The following is a 17,360-nucleotide window of genomic DNA, read 5'->3' as shown; positions in this document are numbered from 1 at the left end:
GAAATTCACCGCTCTCCGGACGAGCGCGCCGATGAGGCACGCCGTCGCATCGTGTTCCATCTCCGAGGCCCCCGTGCCGGCACGGCGCCTCCCGCCCGCTTTTTACCAAAGCGAGGTTGCCGCATCGACAGCGCCGCCCGCGCAGCGGGGTCGTCACGCGCGAAGGCGATCAGCAGCCCGATGGCGAACATGGTCGGCAGCAGGGCGGACCCTCCGTAGGAGAACAGCGGGAGCGGGACACCGGCGATCGGCAGCAGACCGAGCACCGCACCGATGTTGATCACTGCCTGAGCGGTGATCCAGGTGGTCACGCCTCCCGCGGCATACCTCACGAAGGGGTCCTCCGTGCGTCCGGCCACGCGGATACCCGCATAGCCTAGAGCCGCGAAGAGGGCGAGCACCGACAGCGTCCCCGCGAGGCCCAGTTCCTCACCGGTGACGGCGAAGATGAAGTCGGTGTGGGCTTCCGGTAGTTGGCCCCATTTCTCCACACTCGCACCCAGCCCGGAACCGAAGATCCCGCCGGAGGCAAGGGCGTAGATCCCGTGCACGGCCTGCCAGCAGTCGGCGCCGCCCGACCGGGGCTCGGTGGCGCCGATGCAGGCGAGCCGGGCCATCCGGTTGGGGCTGGTCTTGATGAGGACGAACCCGATGAACGCGGCGACCGACAGCACCCCGACGAACAGCCGGGTGGGCGCCCCCGCGAGCCAGAGCAGCCCGAACAGGATCGCCGTCAGGATGATCGCCGTGCCCATGTCCCCGCCGAGCATGATCAGACCGAGCAGCAGGAAGGCGACCGGCACGAGCGGCACCAGCATGTGCTTCCACTGGGACAGCAGCTTGCGGTCCTGCTTGCGGGCGAGCAGGTCGGCCGCCCACAGCACGAGGGCCAGCTTGCCGAACTCACTGGGCTGGATCTGGAAGGAGCCGCCGAGCGAGATCCAGTTCTGGTTGCCGTTGACCGACATCCCTATCCCCGGCACCTGCACGAGGGCCATCAGGAAGACCGCGCCCGCGAGAATCGGGTAGGCGAGCGCCCGGTGCAGCTTGACCGGCATGCGCGAGGCCACCAGCAGCAGCACTCCGCCGATGACGGCGGCGAGCAACTGCTTGCGGAAGAAGTAGGAGCCGGGCAGGGACATCTGCAACGCCGTGATCTGGGAGGCCGAGTAGACCATCACCAGGCCGAGCACGGTGATCAGCAGGCTGCCGCCGAGGATCAGGTAGTAGGCGGTCAGCGGCCGGTCCCAGGCCTTGCGCGCGCGGCTGTAGAGCCGCAGGACGGGGTTCTCCCGGGCCTGCCGGGGGACGACGAGGCGCCGGGGCGCCCGCTGCACGGGCGGCCTGCCGGTCCGGCTACTGGGCATCAACGCCTCCGCTACGTCGGTCAGGAGCCGATTTCGCGAACCGCCTCCGCGAACGCCTCACCACGCTTGTTGTAATTGGCGAACATGTCCATCGACGCACAGGCGGGCGCCAGCAGCACCGTGTCCCCGGCCACGGCCAGGGCCTGCGCCTCGCGGACCGCCGCGAGCATCGCCCCAGTGTCGGTCCGGTCGAGGTCGACCACGGGTACTTCCGGGGCGTGTCGCGCGAGGGCTTCGCGGATCAGGGCACGGTCCTGGCCGATCAGGACGACCCCGCGAAGTCGCTTTGCCGACTTGGTGACCAGTTCGTCGAAGGTGGCCCCCTTGGCGAGCCCGCCCGCGATCCACACGATCGACTCGTAGGCCGCCAACGAGGCTTCCGCCGCGTGGGTGTTGGTGGCCTTGGAGTCGTCGACATAGGCGACCGAGCCCACGTCGGCCACGTGCGCGATGCGGTGCGCGTCCGGGGTGAAGTTCCGCAGCCCGTCCCGTACGGCCCTCGCGGGCACCCCGAAGGCGCGTGCGAGGGCCGCCGCGGCAAGGGCGTTGGCGATGTTGTGCGGGGCCGGCGGGTTGACGTCGGAGACCTCGGCGAGCTCCTGGGCGTTCTTGTGCCGGTCCTCCACGAAGGCGCGGTCGACCAGGATGCCCTCGACGACGCCGAGTTGGGACGGCCCGGGGGTGCCGAGGGTGAAGCCGATCGCCCGGCAGCCCTCCTCGACGTCCGCCGCGCGCACCAGGTCCTCGGTGGCCTTGTCGGCGACGTTGTAGACGCAGGCGACCCGATTGCCCTCGTAGACGCGGCCCTTGTCGGCGGCGTAGGCCTCCATGGAGCCGTGCCAGTCGAGGTGGTCCGGTGCGAGGTTCAGGACGGCGGCGGAGTGGGCGCGCAGCGAGGGCGCCCAGTGGAGCTGGTAGCTGGACAACTCCACGGCCAGGACGTCGTACTGCTCGTCGCCGAGCACCGCGTCCAGGACGGAGACGCCGATGTTGCCGACGGCGGCCGTCCGCAGGCCCGCGGCCTTGAGGATCGAGGCCAGCATCTGGGTGGTGGTCGTCTTGCCGTTGGTGCCGGTGACCGCGAGCCAGGGGGCCGCGTCAGGGCCCCTGAGCCGCCAGGCGAGTTCGACGTCGCCCCAGATCTCGACGCCGGCCGCGCGGGCCGCCGTGAAGAGCGGCTTGTCGGGCTTCCAGCCCGGCGCGGTGACGACGAGTTCGGTGCCTTCCGGCAGGGTCGCGCCGTCGCCGAGCCGGACGGTGACGCCCAGCGCCTCCAGCTCGGCGGCCTGCTCACGCGCGCGTGCGTCGTCGCCGTCGTTGACGACGGTGACGTGTGCCCCGCGCGCGTGCAGCACCTTGGCCGCCGGGATGCCGGAGACGCCGAGCCCGGCGACCGTGACGTGCGTGCCCTGCAGGTCGATCACTTCTCTGCTGCCCATCCCGCGTAGAAGAGGCCCAGTCCGACGATCACACAGATGCCCTGGATGATCCAGAAACGGACCACGACCAGGACCTCGGACCAGCCCTTGAGTTCGAAGTGGTGCTGGAGCGGTGCCATGCGGAAGACGCGCTTGCCGGTGAGCCGGAAGGAGCCGACCTGGATGACGACCGACATGGTGATGAGGACGAACAGACCGCCCATGATGGCGACCAGCAGCTCGGTGCGGGACAGGATCGCGAGACCGGTCAGGACACCGCCGAGCGCGAGCGAACCGGTGTCGCCCATGAAGATCTTGGCCGGCGAGGTGTTCCACCACAGGAAGCCCAGGCAGGCGCCCATCAGCGCGGAGGCGATCACCGCGAGGTCGAGCGGATCGCGCACCTCGTAGCAGGCGTTGGGGTTGGTCAGGGTGCCCGAGTTGGCGCAGGACTCCTGGAACTGCCAGACGCCGATGAACGTGTAGGCGCCGAAGACGAGGACGGAGGCGCCGGTGGCGAGGCCGTCCAGACCGTCGGTGAGGTTCACGCCGTTCGACATCGCGAGGATCATGAACAGCGCCCAGACCACGAACAGGATCGGGCCGATCTTCCAGCCGAAGTCGGTGATGAACGACAGCTTGGTGGAGGCCGGGGTGTTGCCGCGGGCGTCCGGGAACATCAGCGCAAGCACCGCGAAGCTGATGCCGACGATCAGCTGGCCGGCCATCTTCGCCTTGGCCCGCAGGCCCAGCGAGCGCCGCTTGACGATCTTGATGTAGTCGTCGAGGAAGCCGACCAGACCCATGCCGCACATCAGGCCGAGCACCAACAGGCCCGAGTAGGTGGGCGGGTAGCCGGTGATGACCTTGGACAGGAAGTAGGCGACGACGGTCGCCAGGATGAAGGCGATACCACCCATCGTCGGCGTACCGCGCTTGCTGGCGTGCTCGCGCGGGCCGTCGTCCCGGATGTACTGGCCGTAACCCTTGCGCGCGAGCAGCTTGATCAGCAGCGGGGTGCCGACCAGGGTCAGAAAGAGGCCGATGACTCCTGAGAACAGGATCTGCTTCATCATCGGGCAGCAACCTCACCCTCGGCGTCGATCAGCGCCTGGGCGACGCTCTCCAGGCCGACCGAACGGGACGCCTTCACGAGGACGACGTCTCCCGGGCGCAATTCACTGCGCAGCAGGTCGACCGCCGCCTGTGCGTCGGACACGTGCACCGACTCCTCACCCCACGAACCCTCGTTATATGCGCCCAGTTGCAGCCAGGACGCTTCCCTGCCCCCGACCGCGACGAGCTTGCCGACATTGAGCCGGACGGCGAGCCGTCCGACCGCGTCGTGCTCGGCGAGCGCCTCGTCCCCGAGCTCGGCCATCTTGCCGAGCACCGCCCAGGTCCGCCGCCCCTTGCCCATGGCCGCGAGCGCACGCAGGGCGGCTCGCATGGACTCGGGGTTCGCGTTGTAGGCGTCGTTGACGATGGTCACGCCGTCCGGGCGCTCGGTGACCTCCATACGCCAGCGGGAGAGGGAGCCCGCCTCGGAGAGCGCGGTGGCGATCTCGGTTGCGGACATGCCCAGCTCATGGGCGACGGCGGCCGCGGCGAGCGCGTTCGACACGTGGTGCTCACCGTACAGGCGCATGGTCACTTCGCTTGCACCGGAGGGTGTGTGGAGCATGAAGGCGGGCTGTCCGCTGTCCATGAGTCGCACGTTCTCGGCGCGTACGTCCGCTTCGCCGGACTCTCCGAAAAGGAGCACCTTCGCCTTCGTACGGGACGCCATGGCCCGTACGAGCGGATCGTCGGCGTTGAGGATCGCCGTGCCGCCCTCGCTCGCCGGGGGCAGCGCCTCCACCAACTCGCCCTTGGCCTGCGCGATCTGCTCGCGGCCGCCGAACTCGCCGATGTGGGCGGTGCCGACGTTCAGGACGAGGCCGATCTTCGGCGGCGTCAGATCCGTGAGGTAGCTGATGTGTCCGATGCCGCGGGCGCCCATCTCCAGGACGAGGAACCGGGTTTCGGCGGTGGCGGTGAGCGCGGTGAGCGGGAGCCCGATCTCGTTGTTGAGCGAGCCCGGTGTGAACACCGTCGGGGCCTTGCGCCGGAGCACCTGCGCGATCAGGTCCTTGGTGCTGGTCTTGCCGGCCGAGCCGGTGAGGCCGACGAGGGTCGCGCCGAGCAGTCGTACGACATGACGCGCGAGGGCGCCGAGGGCCGTCTGGACGTCCTCGACCACGATCGCGGGCACTCCGACCGGGCGTTGGGCCAGCACGGCCACCGCGCCCGCCCTGACGGCCTGGTCCGCGTAGTCGTGGCCGTCGACGCGCTCCCCCACGAAGGCGGCGAACAGACTGCCGTCCGCCACCTGCCGGGAGTCGATGACGACGGGCCCGTGCACCTGCACCGACGGATCCGGTATGTCGTGCGTCTGCCCGCCGACGACTGAGGCGATCTCGGCGAGAGAGAGGGCGATCACAAGTTCATCCCTGGGTCTTCTGGATGGCTTCTCGAAGCACCTGGCGGTCGTCGAAGGGACGGACCACCCCGGCGATGTCCTGGCCCTGCTCGTGGCCCTTGCCCGCGACGAGCACGGTGTCACCGGGCTGTGCGCGGGCGACGGCCGCGGCGATCGCGGCGGCCCGGTCCTCGAAGACCTGGACCTCGCCGCGTTCGTGCACGGGCACGGAGGCCGCGCCCTGGAGCATGGCCGCGAGGATCGCGAGCGGGTCCTCGGAGCGCGGGTTGTCGGAGGTCAGTACGGCGGTGTCGGCAAGACGGGCCACAGCGGCGCCCATGGGCCCGCGCTTGGTCGTGTCCCGGTCGCCCCCGCAGCCCAGCACGACGTGCACCTTGCCCTCGGTGACCTTGCGGAGGGCCTTGAGCACCGACTCGACGGCGTCCGTCTTGTGGGCGTAGTCCACGACCGCGAGGTAGGGCTGCCCGGCGTCCACGCGCTCCAGCCGGCCCGGCACGCCCGGCACCGCGGCGACGCCGTCGGCGGCGGTCTGCGGGTCGAGGCCCGCGGCGGCCAGGGCGACGATCGCGGCGAGGGTGTTCGCCACGTTGAAGGGGCCCGGCAGCGGCGACCTGGCGGTGATCCGCTCGTCCTTGGGGCCGAGCACGGTGAACGTGGAGTCCATCGGGCCGACCCGGACGTCCTCGGCACGCCAGTCGGCGTCCGGGTGCCCCTCGGCGGAGAAGGTGACGACCGGGACCGAGGCCTCCTTGACGAGCCGGCGGCCGTACTCGTCGTCGAGGTTGACGACGCCGAGACGGCTGCGTTCCGGCGTGAAGAGCTGCGCCTTGGCCTGGAAGTAGTCCTCCATGCCGGAGTGGAACTCCATGTGCTCCGGGCTGAGGTTGGTGAAGACGCCGATGTCGAAGACGCAGGCGTCCACGCGCCCGAGGACCAGCGCGTGGCTGGAGACCTCCATGGCGACCGCCTCGACGCCGCGCTCGCGCATGACCGCGAACAGGGCCTGGAGGTCGGTGGCCTCGGGCGTGGTGCGCTCGGACTTGATGCGCTCGTCGCCGATGCGCATCTCGACGGTGCCGATCAGCCCGGTGCTGCGGGAGGTCCGCAGACCGCCCTCGACGAGGTACGCCGTGGTGGTCTTGCCGGAGGTGCCGGTGATGCCGATCTGGAGCAGGTCCCGGCCGGGGTGGCCGTAGATCGTGGCCGCCAGTTCGCCCATCCGCCCGCGCGGGTCGTCGACCACCAGGGCCGGGAGCCCGCTCGCCGCGGCGCGCTCGGCTCCGGCCGGGTCGGTGAGGACGGCGACCGCGCCGAGGCTCGCGGCCTGGCCCGCGAAGTCGGCGCCGTGCAGGCGGGCGCCCGGGAGGGCGGCGTACAGGTCGCCGGGGCGGACGGCGCGCGAGTCATGGGTGATGCCCGTGATCTCGGCGGCGGCTGCCGGGGCTGCGGCGCCCAGCTGATCGGCGAGCTCCGCGAGGGGTGTTGCGGAGACCCGGACCGGCCTGGGCGGTCCCGGATAGGTCACGGGTGCGCCCTTCTGGGTGGTTTGGGACTGATCAGCGTGTGACACGGCGGTGAGCGTACCGGGCGTACCCGCCTCGGAGCGAAGTGAGGGGCGGGGCGTGCCCTGGTGGCCGGCTGCGGAGGTGATCGTCGTCACGAGGTGGTTCCTGGTGGCCTTTCCGGGATGCGGAGCAGGTGTGGAGGGCCGCTGGTCACGGCGTGTAGGAGACGGGCAGCTTCGCCGGCTTCGCTCCCGTGGGCGGGACCTGGAGGGTCTTCAGGGCGAACTCCATGACCTGCTTGTAGACGGGTCCGCAGATCTGGCCGCCGAAGTAGCTTCCCTTGGTGGCGTTCTGGATGGCGCAGTAGACCGTGATCCGGGGCTGGTCGGCGGGCGCGAACCCGGCGAACGACGAGGTGTAACCCTTGTACTTGCCGGTGGCCGGATCCACGCGGTTCGCGGTGCCCGTCTTCCCCGCGACCCGGTAGCCGGGGATGCGCGCTTTGGTGCCGGTGCCCTCCTGGTCGTCCACCACGGACTCCAGCATCTGGGCGAGGGTCTTCGCCGTCTTTGCGCTCACGACCCTTGTCTCCTTGGGCTTCGCGGCGGGTGTGAAGCGCCCGTCGGGCCCCGTCGTGCCGCGGACGAGCGTGGGTTCGATGCGGACCCCGCCGTTGGCGATCGTCGAGTAGACGGACGCGGCCTGCATCGCGTTGAGGGACACGCCCTGGCCGAAAGGAATCGTGTACTGCTGCGAGGTGGACCAGTCGGCGGGCTTGGCGAGGATGCCGGGGGTCTCGCCGGGGAAGTCGAGCCCGGAGTAGCTGCCGAGCCCGAACTTGCGCAGGTACGAGTAGAGGACCTGGTTGGCCTGCGCCTGGGTCTTGCCGAGCTGGCCGGTGGCCAGGATCGTGCCGATGTTCGAGGACTTGGCGAGCACGCCGTTGAGCGTGAGGTACCAGGTCTCGTGGTCGATGTCGTCCTTGAAGAGCCGGTCGCCGCGGTGCAGCCGGTTGGGCACGATGACATGCGTGAGCGGAGTGGCGACGCCCTGTTGCAGCACGGCGGCCATGGACATGATCTTGGCGGTGGAGCCGGGCTCGTAGGCGTCCTGGAGGGCCGCGTTGCCCATGTTCACCGAGCTCGCCTTGGACAGGTCGTTGGGGTCGAAGCCGGGCGCGTTGGCCATGGCGAGGACCTCGCCGGTCCGGGTGTCCTGCACTATCACGTACCCGCGGTCCGCCTTGGACTCCTTCACCTGGTCGGTGATGGCCTTCTGGGCGGCCCACTGGATGTCGCGGTCGATGGTGAGCTCGACGTCGCTGCCGGGCACCGCGGGCGTCTCGGTGGAGCCCACGGTGGGCACCTGCCGCCCCCCGGACTGGGCGTAGCGGATCTTGCCGTCCTTGCCGGCCAGCAGGGTGTTCAGCTCCTGCTCGACCCCGCCGCCGCCCTTGCCGTCGGCGTTGACCCAGCCCAGTATCCCGGCGGCGAGGTCGCCGTTCGGGTACACCCGCTTGGTGGTCGGCACGGACAGCACGCCCCCGAGGACGTTGGCCGTGCCCGGGTCGGTCTCCGACTTGGCCGCGAGCGCGCTCTTCAGGTCCTTGATCTGCTTCCAGACCTGCGGGGTCCGACGGCTCGCCAGCAGGACGTAGCGCAGCTTCTTGTCCTTGGGCCGCAGCTTCTGGACGATCGCCTCCTGGTCCTGTCCGAGGATGGGGGCGAGCAGCGCCGCGGCCTGCTCGGGGCCGTCGTCGATCTTCAGCTGCTTGCGGGTGAACAGCGTGGGGTCGGCCGTGATGTCGTACGCGTCCTCGCTGGTCGCGAGGGCCACCCCGTCGCGGTCGGTGATCCCGCCGCGCTCGGCGGCCAGGGTGTAGCCGACGTACCGGTTCTGCTCGGCCTTGGCCGCGTAGGTGCTCGCGTCGACGGCCTGCACCTGGAGCAGTCGTACGACGAAGGCGCCGAGCACCAGGGTCAGCGCGAGGCCGACCAGGCGCAGCCGGGGGCGGGGGCTGCCCAGGCGGATCGTCTTGGGGGTCGCCGCGCGGGGCGCGGCGGGACGGCGGGCCGGGCGGGCTCCGGGGCCCGGGCGCGGCCGGCCGACGGGACGGGCGGAGCGCTCGGGGCGCGCGGGGCCCGGCACGCGGCGGCGGGGCGGCTGCCTGCCGAAGTCGTCGGACACTGCCGTCACCTGCCGGGGTTCGGGGTCGGGTTCGTCAAGGTCGTGGCGTAGGAGGGCGCGGTCCCGGCGGGCGGGACGTCGAAGGGGGCGGCCCCGGTGGTCTGCTCGACGGCCCCCGGGGTCTGTCCCACGGTTCCCGGGGTCTGACCGGCGGCTCCTGGCGTCTGCCCGACAACCCCCGGCTCGACGGGGTCCGTCGGGGTCGGGACGGCCGACGGGGTGGAACCGGCCGCGGGCGTCGGGACGGTCGCGGTGCCGAGCACCTCGGGTGCGAGGACGAGCGGTTCGCGCAGGGAGGCCAGATCGGCGCCGGAAGCGGGGGACGGCACGCCCTTGACGGTGCCGTCGGGGCCGAGGAAGGCCGGGTCGCCGCCGGGCACCATGCCGAGCTCCCGGGCGCGGCGCACCAGGGCGTCGGGCGCGGAGTAGGCGTCGATGTCCCGCTGGAGGGCCTGCTGCTCGTCGGTGAGGCTCTTGGTGTCCTTCTGGAGGTCGGTGAGCTTGAACGACCCTTCGCTGAGCGCGGAGTTCAGTACCAGCAGCCCGATGAGGCCGCCGCCGAGGAGCAGGACCACGAGGAGCACGAAGGGGGTGCGGGCCGCCTGTCCTGAGCTCGTCGGACCGGGGAACAGGCGCGCGAGACGGGCGGCCCTGCCCCTCAGTTCGGGTTTCCTACTCACACACCCTCCCGTGAGTCCGGTTTCCCAACTCACTGACGCGGCTTACGCACTTCACTCGATGGACTCCCTGATTCGCTCGGCGCCCCGGCAGCGCGCCGGTGCCGCCCGCCGGTTCTCGGCGATCTCTTCCTCGGTGGGAAGTTCGGCACCGCGCGTGAGCAGCTTGAGCCGGGGCTGGTACCGCTCGGGGACGACGGGCAGTCCGGGCGGTGCGGTGGTGGCGGCGCCGGCCGCGAAGACCTGCTTGACGAGCCGGTCCTCCAGCGAGTGGTACGACAGCACCGCGATCCGGCCGCCGACCGCGAGCGCCTCGACGGCGGCCGGGATCGCCCGTTCCAGGACGGCGAGTTCACCGTTGACCTCGATGCGCAGCGCCTGGAAGGTGCGCTTGGCCGGGTTGCCGCCGGTGCGCTTGGCGGCCTGCGGCAGGGAGTCCCGGATCAGCTCGACGAGCCGCGCGCTGTTGGTGAAGGGCTCCTTCTCGCGCTCCCGCACGATCGCGGACACGATCCGCTTGGCCTGCTTCTCCTCGCCGTAGGCCCGCAAAATCCTGACGAGTTCGCCCGGCGGGTAGGTGTTGAGGACCTCGGCGGCGCTCATCCCGGTCGTCTGGTCCATGCGCATGTCGAGCGGGGCGTCCTGGGCGTAGGCGAAGCCGCGGTCGGCCTCGTCGAGCTGCATGGAGGAGACACCGAGGTCGAAGAGGACGCCCTGCACGCGCGCGATGCCGAGCCGGTCGAGGACGTCGGGGAGTTCGTCGTAGACCGCGTGCACGAGGGTGGCGCGCTCGCCGAAGGGCGCGAGCCGCTCGCCGGACAGGCGCAGGGCCTCCTTGTCGCGGTCGAGGGCGACGAGCCGGGCCTCGGGGAAGCGCTGGAGCAGGGCCTCGCTGTGGCCGCCGAGACCGAGCGTGCAGTCGACGACGACCGCTCCGGGTCGCTCCAGCGCGGGGGCCAGCAGGTCCAGGCACCGCTGGAGCATCACCGGAACATGTCGACTCTGGCTCAAGGGGCCCTCTCAGATCCGGCGTGGCCGGACGCACCGCCGGGGCCCCGCCCGCCGGCGGAAGGGGAGGGCCTGCCGGCGCCGGAAGCGTCAGCCGACCGGAAGCGGGAGGAGGCCGAGCCGTACGTACGCGCCGCGCACGCGGGGAGACCGTCCGTGCATGAGCCGGGGTCTCGGGGGAATGGCAGCGGGGAGGCCTCGCCTCCCGCTTCGCGTCACTTTAGTCCACGGTGTCTCGCGGTCAATCAACCGGCCTGCGCGTCGCGCATCGACGGGGACTCGAAGCGGCAAATGGACGAAAACCACCTGTTCGGGTGCACCAGGCACTCTTGTGGGTTACCTCACACCGAGGACGTGATGACGCTCTTTTTCCCTTCTCACCGCAGGACCGGGTCCGCAGTGACCAGTAACGTCATGGTTATGACGACTTCCGCATCCGTTCCCACCGAAGGCGCCATAACCCGTGAGGGCACCGTGACCGACCGCCTGGTCGACGCCAACGAGCGGTACGCCGCGGCGTTCACGGACCCCGGGATGGACGCCCGTCCGGTCCTGCATGTAGCCGTGGTGGCCTGCATGGACGCCCGCCTCGACCTGCACGCCGCGCTCGGCCTGGAGCTCGGCGACTGCCACACCATCCGCAACGCGGGCGGTGTGGTCACCGACGACGTGATCCGCTCCCTCACCATCAGCCAGCGCAAGCTCGGCACCCGCAGCATCGTCCTCATCCACCACACCGGCTGCGGCCTCGAGGCGATCACCGAGGACTTCCGCACCGAACTGGAGATGGAGGTCGGCCAGCGTCCCGCGTGGGCGGTGGAGGCCTTCCGTGACGTCGACCAGGACGTACGGCAGTCCATGCAGCGGGTGCGGACCTCGCCGTTCCTGCTCCACAGCGACGACGTGCGGGGCTTCGTCTTCGACGTGAAGACGGGCCTGCTGCGCGAGGTCGACCCCGCCTAGGGCTCACGCGGGGTCCCACCTGTCGTTTCGCTGTTGATTTCGGCCCCAGGGGTGCCTGTAACGCCGTAAAACCCGACATAGTGCAGCCAGTTGTCCACAGTCGAGTGACACGAATCGGTAACGGCAGCAAGAATGCGGGTGTGGCGTCGCGCTGAGAGTTTCACGCGTGGTGTCCGTGATTCGGGGTGGGCCGATTACGCATCACAGAGCGTCGGCCCGGAAAGTACGGGCCGAGGAGGGCCGGGTGACCACCTATGACGATCGATCGAGCCTCACTGATCTGACCGCCGTCGTGGAGCGGGTACGCAGTTCGGTGGAGGGCGTGATCGAGGGGAAGCCCGAGGTCGTACGGCTCTCTCTGACCGTGCTGCTCGCCGAGGGACATCTTCTGATCGAGGATGTCCCCGGCGTCGGCAAGACCATGCTGGCCAAGGCCCTGGCGCGGTCCATCGACTGCTCGGTGCGCCGCATCCAGTTCACGCCCGACCTGCTGCCCTCGGACATCACGGGCGTGTCCATCTGGGACCAGCAGCGGCGTGACTTCGAGTTCAAGCCGGGCGCGATCTTCGCGCAGATCGTGATCGGCGACGAGATCAACCGCGCCTCGCCGAAGACCCAGTCGGCGCTCCTGGAGTCGATGGAGGAGCGTCAGGTCACCATCGACGGGCACACCTACGAGCTGCCCAGCCCCTTCATGGTGGTCGCCACCCAGAACCCGGTCGAGATGGAGGGCACCTACCCGCTGCCCGAGGCCCAGCGCGACCGCTTCATGGCCCGTGTCTCGGTCGGCTACCCCAGCGTGGAGGCCGAGCTGCAGATGCTCGACGTCCACGGCGGGGTGAGCCCGCTGGAGGACCTCCAGCCGGTGGCCCACGCGCACGACATCGTGAAGCTGATCGAGGCCGTCCGGGGCGTCCATGTCGCTGAAACGGTCCGGCGGTACGCCGTGGAGCTGGTCGCCGCCACCCGCACCCACCCGGACCTCAGACTCGGCGCGTCCCCGCGCGCGACGCTGCACCTGCTGCGCGCCGCCAAGGCCGCCGCCGCGCTCAGCGGCCGCGAGTACGCGCTGCCGGACGACGTCCAGGCGCTCGCCGTGGCCGTGCTCGCCCACCGGCTGCTGCCCACCGCCCAGGCCCAGCTGAACCGGCGCACCGCCGAGCAGGTCGTGCAGGAGATCCTCCAGCGCACCGCGGTTCCCGCCGCGCCCCAGCAGGGCGGGACGGGGATCGGCCGGGTCGCGCCCACGTATCCGCAGCAGCCGCCGCGGAGCCTGTGATGTCCGCCGGGGTGCCCTCGGCCGGCGGCCCGGAGGCCGACCGGGGCGACAAGGGCGGGGTGCGCACCGCGCTGGCCGGTCTGACCACCCGCGGCCGCTCCTTCTTCGCCGCCGGCATAGCCGCGGCGGTCTGCGCGTACGTCCTGGGCCAGAGCGACCTGCTGCGGGTCGGCCTGCTGCTCGCCGTGCTGCCGCTGGTGTGCGCCACCGTGCTGTACCGCACCCGCTACCGGGTGGCGGGCAGCCGCAGGCTCTCCCCCGCGCGCGTGCCGGCCGGCAGCGAGGCCCGCGTCCATCTGCGCATGGACAACGTCTCGCGGCTGCCCACCGGCCTGCTGATGCTCCAGGACCGGGTGCCCTACGTCCTCGGCCCGCGCCCCCGCTTCGTGCTCGACCGCGTCGAGCCGGGCGGTCGCCGCGAGGTCTCCTACCGGGTCCGCTCCGACCTGCGCGGCCGCTACCCGCTGGGCCCGCTCCAGCTGCGCCTGACCGACCCGTTCGGGATGTGCGAGCTGACCCGCTCCTTCTCGGCGTACGACACCCTGACCGTGATCCCGCGCGTGGAGGCGCTGCCGCCGGTCCGCCTGAGCGGCGAGGCCAAGGGGTACGGCGACGGGCGGCAGCGCTCGCTCGCCCTGGCCGGCGAGGACGACGTGATCCCGCGCGGCTACCGCTACGGCGACGACCTGCGCCGGGTCCACTGGCGCTCCACCGCCCGCTACGGCGAGCTGATGGTACGCCGCGAGGAACAGCCGCAGCGCGCCCGCTGCACGGTGCTGCTGGACACCCGGGGCCTCGCCTACGCGGGCGCGGGCCCGGACTCGGCTTTCGAGTGGGCCGTCTCGGGCGCCGCCTCGGTGCTGGTGCACATGCTCGAACGGGGCTTCTCGGTACGGCTGCTGACGGACACCGGCAACTCCGTGCCCGGCGAGGGCGCCGACGGCTTCGCCGGGGCCAGCCAGGGGGCGGCCGACGCGGCCGGGCTGATGATGGACACCCTCGCGGTGATCGACCACTCCGACGGCACCGGCCTGTCCCTCGCCTACGACGTGCTGCGCCGTGGCAACGAAGGGCTGCTGGTGGCCTTCTTCGGCGACCTCGACGAGGAGCAGGCCGCGGTGGCCGCCAGGATGCGACAGCGCAGCGGGGGCGCCCTCGCCTTCGTGCTGGACAGCGAGAGCTGGGTCCGGGAACCGACCGATGTGCCGGGACCGGCGACGGAGCACGAGGAACGGCTGCGGATGCTGCGCGAAGCGGGCTGGACCGCCCTGGGCGTGCCCAGGGGCACCTCGCTGGAGGAGCTGTGGCGTCTCGCGGACCGCGAGCGCACGGGCGTCGGCGCGGCCGGCTCCGGGGAGGCATCGTGATGAGCGGGCGGGCACGACTGGCGCTGTGCGCGTGGGCGGCCACACTGATGGCCGCGTGCGCCCTGCTCCCGCTGGTCGAGCCGGTCACCTGGATCATCCAGGTGGCCTTCCTGCTCGGCGTCCAGACAGTGGTGGGCGCGATGACCCGGCGCGTCCCGCTGGCCCGGCCGCTGACGCTGGCCGCCCAGACGGCCGTCACGCTGATGATGCTGACCCTGATCTTCGCCCGTGGCCAGGCCCTCTTCGGGCTGATCCCCGGCCCGGGCGCCTTCCTGCACTTCGGTGACCTGCTCCAGCAGGGCGGCGACGACATCGCGCGGTACGCGATCCCGGCGCCGCTGGAGTCCGAGGGCATCAAGCTGATGGTGTTCGGCGGGGTGCTGATCATCGGGCTCGCGGTGGACACCCTCGCGGTGACCTTCCGCAGCGCGGCCCCGGCGGGTCTGCCGCTGCTCGCGCTGTACTCCGTGGCGGCGGGGCTGTCCGACGGCGGGGGCGACTGGCTCTGGTTCCTGGTCGCGGCGGGCGGCTATCTGCTGCTGCTCCTGGCCGAGGGCCGCGACCGGCTCTCCCAGTGGGGCCGCGTCTTCAGCGGTGCCGCGCGCACCCCCGGCATCGAATCCGGCCCGGTGGCCCCGGTGCGCACCGGCCGGCGCATCGGCGCGCTCGCCCTGGGCATCGCCCTCGTGGTGCCCCTCGGGCTGCCCTCGATGAGCGGCGGCCTGCTGGACGCCACGGGGGCGGGCGTGGGCTCGGGCAACGGAAACGGCGGCACCATCTCCGCGGTGAACCCGCTGCTGTCCCTGCGCGACAGCCTGAACGTCGACGAGGACCGCCAGGTCCTGTCCCTCCAGACCGGCAGCAGCACCGACATCTCCAACCTGTACCTGCGGATCGTCTCCCTGGACGACTTCGACGGCCGCACCTGGAAGCCGTCCAAGCGCTCCATCACGGCCGTCCCGAACGAGTTCCCCACCCCGATCGGCCTCGGCGCCGACGTCAACCGCACCAAGGTGGAGACGACCATCGAGGCGGCGAACTGGTACGCCCAGGACTACCTGCCGATGCCGTACCCGCCGAGCGGGGTGAAGATCAGCGGCAACTGGCGTTACGAGCCCCAGGGCATGGCGCTCGTCGGCGACCACGGGCAGAACACGCGCGGGCTGACCTACCAGGTGACGAGCCTGGACGTGCAGCCGACCGCGGAGCAGCTGGCCTCGGCACCGGCCGCTCCCCCGGCGATCGAGCGCGAGTACACCGAGCTGCCCGACTCGCTGCCGGCGGTGGTGGGCAGGACCGCGCGCGAGGTCACCGCGGACGCGAAGAACCCGTACGAGCAGGCGGTCGCCCTCCAGGACTACTTCGCGGTGACGGGCGGGTTCGAGTACGACACCCAGGTGGAGGTCGGTGACGGGCCCAACGCGATCGCCAACTTCCTGCGCGACAAGCGCGGCTTCTGCGTCCACTTCTCGTTCGCCATGGCGGCGATGGCCCGCTCCCTGGGCATCCCGGCCCGGGTGGCGGTGGGCTTCGCGCCCGGCACCCCGCAGGCGGACGGCTCGGTGTCGGTGGGGCTCAAGGACGCCCACGCCTGGCCCGAGCTGTACTTCGAGGGCGTGGGCTGGACCCGCTTCGAGCCCACCCCGACCCGGGGCACGGTGCCGTCGTACACGGTCCCGGACGCCACCGGCAACGCGAACCCGGACATTCCGCGGCCGAGCGCGGGTTCGTCCACGGCGCCCTCGGCCTCGGCCTCGGCGAGCGAGAGCTGCTCGCCGCAGCTGCGGAAGCTCGAGGCGTGCGACAGCGCGTCCCCCGCGGCGGTGGCGGGCGGCGGCGGTGGTGGCCCCTGGTGGGCCGTACAGGGCTCCTGGTGGTACCTGAAGCTGCTGTTCTGGGTGCTCCTCGGGCTGGCCGTGCTCCTGGTCCCCCTGTCGCCGATGCTGTGGCGGCTGCGCACCCGTGCGGCCCGGCTGGGCGGGCACGGCCGCAGCGAGGCGGACGCGGCCGCGCACACCCTGGCGGTCTGGGAGGAGCTGACCGACACGGCGTGGGACTTCGGGATCCCGCCGGACGACTCGCAGACACCGCGCAAGGCGGCGACGCGGATCGTACGGCTCGGGCATCTGGAGGCCACGGCCGCGGCCTCGGTGCACCGGGTGGCGGACGCGGTGGAGCAGGTGCTCTACGCCCCGCGGCCGCGGCTCACGGCCGGTCTCGCCCGGGACGTCCACCAGGTGATCGGCGGCCTGCGGGGTTGCGTCGGCCGCGGCACCCGGGTGCGCGCGCTGATCGCGCCGCGTTCGACCGCACGGGTGGTGTGGGCAGCCTCGGAGTGGTGGGCCGGGGTCCGCGCGAGGGCGGCGGCGGCCCGGCCGACCCTGCGCAGGCCGTCCGGACAGCAAGGCTGAAAAAGCCCCCTCGCGCAGGCCCCGTCAGGGCATGCGCGAGGGGGTAAGCAGAGCTGAGGGGGTGAGCACCCTGTCGGGTGCTCACCCCCTCACACATCTGTGGGAGCTGGTCGCGAGCGGCTACTGGCCGCCCTGCTCGTCACGGCGCTTCTGCCAGCGCTGCTCGATCCGGTCCATCATCGAGCGCTTCTGACGCGCCTGCCGACGGGCGTGCGGAGCGCCCGCCGCGGGCTGCTCACCGGGCTTGGGGGCCTTCCGCCAGCCGGTCACGGCGAGAACCGCGCAGCCCAGCATGACGAGGAAGCCCACCACGCTGAGCCAGACCTGCTTGGCGACCATACCGGCCATGAGGAGCGCGATACCCACGAGGAAGCCGGCAACCGCCTGGTAGACCCGCCGCCGGGTGTACGTACGCAGCCCGCTTCCCTCGAGCGCCGACGCGAACTTGGGATCTTCGGCGTACAGCGCTCGCTCCATCTGCTCGAGCATGCGCTGCTCGTGCTCCGAGAGCGGCACGGAGTCCTCCTCATCGTGCAGTCGCCGGGGCGACTCGGGGGGTCCCTTCAGGATAGGCAGGGAATCGCCCCCGTGAAACCCGCCCCTCTGCGCCAATTGGCCAACCGGAATCCGCCATGAACACTCCGGCTGCTGAATCTGTCATTCCCCAGCGGCCGTCCCGTCATGCCGGGCGGTCTC

Annotated in this window: 13 protein-coding genes; 4 read left to right on the top strand and 9 right to left on the bottom strand. The window is 71.5% G+C overall.

Features of this window, described 5'->3' with window-relative positions; translation table 11 throughout:
* Positions 1-5 precede the first annotated feature (5 nt).
* From ftsW to rsmH, 8 genes are all read right to left on the bottom strand, one after another.
* On the bottom strand, positions 6-1,367 hold the full coding sequence (gene ftsW, locus H295_RS0121695; protein ID WP_028809610.1) for a putative lipid II flippase FtsW: 1,362 nt from the start codon (positions 1,365-1,367) through the stop codon (positions 6-8).
* 20 nt (positions 1,368-1,387) lie between these two features.
* Positions 1,388-2,806: a UDP-N-acetylmuramoyl-L-alanine--D-glutamate ligase gene (gene murD / locus H295_RS0121690; RefSeq protein ID WP_028809609.1), complete on the bottom strand. Its 1,419-nt coding sequence runs from the start codon at positions 2,804-2,806 to the stop codon at positions 1,388-1,390.
* Positions 2,788-3,861: a phospho-N-acetylmuramoyl-pentapeptide-transferase gene (gene mraY / locus H295_RS0121685; RefSeq protein WP_020137451.1), complete on the bottom strand. Its 1,074-nt coding sequence runs from the start codon at positions 3,859-3,861 to the stop codon at positions 2,788-2,790. The genes murD and mraY overlap by 19 nt, the downstream gene beginning before the upstream one ends.
* Complete coding sequence (locus H295_RS0121680) at positions 3,858-5,267, bottom strand: UDP-N-acetylmuramoyl-tripeptide--D-alanyl-D-alanine ligase (RefSeq protein ID WP_020137450.1); 1,410 nt, start codon at positions 5,265-5,267, stop codon at positions 3,858-3,860. The genes mraY and H295_RS0121680 overlap by 4 nt, the downstream gene beginning before the upstream one ends.
* 4 nt (positions 5,268-5,271) lie before the next feature.
* Positions 5,272-6,792, bottom strand: a complete 1,521-nt coding sequence (locus tag H295_RS0121675) for a UDP-N-acetylmuramoyl-L-alanyl-D-glutamate--2,6-diaminopimelate ligase (protein WP_028809607.1) — start codon at positions 6,790-6,792, stop codon at positions 5,272-5,274.
* Between the two features lie 190 nt (positions 6,793-6,982).
* Complete coding sequence (locus H295_RS0121670) at positions 6,983-8,959, bottom strand: peptidoglycan D,D-transpeptidase FtsI family protein (protein ID WP_020137448.1); 1,977 nt, start codon at positions 8,957-8,959, stop codon at positions 6,983-6,985.
* 5 nt (positions 8,960-8,964) lie between these two features.
* Positions 8,965-9,639: a hypothetical protein gene (locus H295_RS43435; protein WP_199788610.1), complete on the bottom strand. Its 675-nt coding sequence runs from the start codon at positions 9,637-9,639 to the stop codon at positions 8,965-8,967.
* Positions 9,640-9,690: 51 nt separating this feature from the next.
* Complete coding sequence (gene rsmH / locus H295_RS0121660) at positions 9,691-10,647, bottom strand: 16S rRNA (cytosine(1402)-N(4))-methyltransferase RsmH (RefSeq protein WP_078616716.1); 957 nt, start codon at positions 10,645-10,647, stop codon at positions 9,691-9,693.
* A gap of 417 nt (positions 10,648-11,064) precedes the next feature.
* Here rsmH and H295_RS0121655 point away from each other — a divergent pair, with 417 nt between their 5' ends.
* From H295_RS0121655 to H295_RS0121640, 4 genes are all read left to right on the top strand, one after another.
* Positions 11,065-11,607 carry a beta-class carbonic anhydrase gene (locus H295_RS0121655; protein WP_028809606.1) on the top strand — a complete coding sequence of 181 codons (543 nt, stop codon included), beginning with the start codon at positions 11,065-11,067 and terminating at the stop codon, positions 11,605-11,607.
* 244 nt (positions 11,608-11,851) lie between these two features.
* A complete protein-coding gene (locus H295_RS0121650; protein ID WP_020137444.1) occupies positions 11,852-12,886 on the top strand; it encodes an AAA family ATPase in 1,035 nt (344 codons plus the stop codon).
* Positions 12,886-14,253: a DUF58 domain-containing protein gene (locus H295_RS0121645; RefSeq protein ID WP_020137443.1), complete on the top strand. Its 1,368-nt coding sequence runs from the start codon at positions 12,886-12,888 to the stop codon at positions 14,251-14,253. Before H295_RS0121650 ends, H295_RS0121645 begins: the two co-directional genes overlap by 1 nt.
* Entirely contained in the window at positions 14,253-16,664 is a 2,412-nt protein-coding gene (locus H295_RS0121640; RefSeq protein WP_020137442.1) for a transglutaminase TgpA family protein, read from the top strand. Before H295_RS0121645 ends, H295_RS0121640 begins: the two co-directional genes overlap by 1 nt.
* Positions 16,665-16,784: 120 nt before the next feature.
* Here the strand turns inward: H295_RS0121640 and H295_RS0121635 are convergent, their stop codons facing one another.
* Positions 16,785-17,180 (bottom strand): DUF3040 domain-containing protein, encoded by a 396-nt coding sequence (locus tag H295_RS0121635; protein WP_020137441.1) that lies wholly within the window; start codon positions 17,178-17,180, stop codon positions 16,785-16,787.
* Positions 17,181-17,360 lie beyond the last annotated feature (180 nt).

This window comes from Streptomyces sp. 351MFTsu5.1, assembly GCF_000383655.1.
GTDB classification, from domain to species: Bacteria; Actinomycetota; Actinomycetes; order Streptomycetales; family Streptomycetaceae; genus Streptomyces; species Streptomyces griseorubiginosus.
The sequence above is the reverse complement of the archived record's forward strand: the minus strand, read 5'-3'. Positions and strand labels throughout refer to the sequence as shown.

What these genes read in the sequence shown, in the direction of transcription:
- ftsW (WP_028809610.1), bottom strand. Translation starts at nt 1,367, where the DNA reads ATGCCCAGTAGCCGGACCGGCAGGCCGCCCGTGCAGCGGGCGCCCCGG.
- murD (WP_028809609.1), bottom strand. Translation starts at nt 2,806, where the DNA reads ATGGGCAGCAGAGAAGTGATCGACCTGCAGGGCACGCACGTCACGGTC.
- mraY (WP_020137451.1), bottom strand. Translation starts at nt 3,861, where the DNA reads ATGATGAAGCAGATCCTGTTCTCAGGAGTCATCGGCCTCTTTCTGACC.
- H295_RS0121655 (WP_028809606.1), top strand. Translation starts at nt 11,065, where the DNA reads ATGACGACTTCCGCATCCGTTCCCACCGAAGGCGCCATAACCCGTGAG.
- H295_RS0121645 (WP_020137443.1), top strand. Translation starts at nt 12,886, where the DNA reads ATGTCCGCCGGGGTGCCCTCGGCCGGCGGCCCGGAGGCCGACCGGGGC.
- H295_RS0121640 (WP_020137442.1), top strand. Translation starts at nt 14,253, where the DNA reads ATGAGCGGGCGGGCACGACTGGCGCTGTGCGCGTGGGCGGCCACACTG.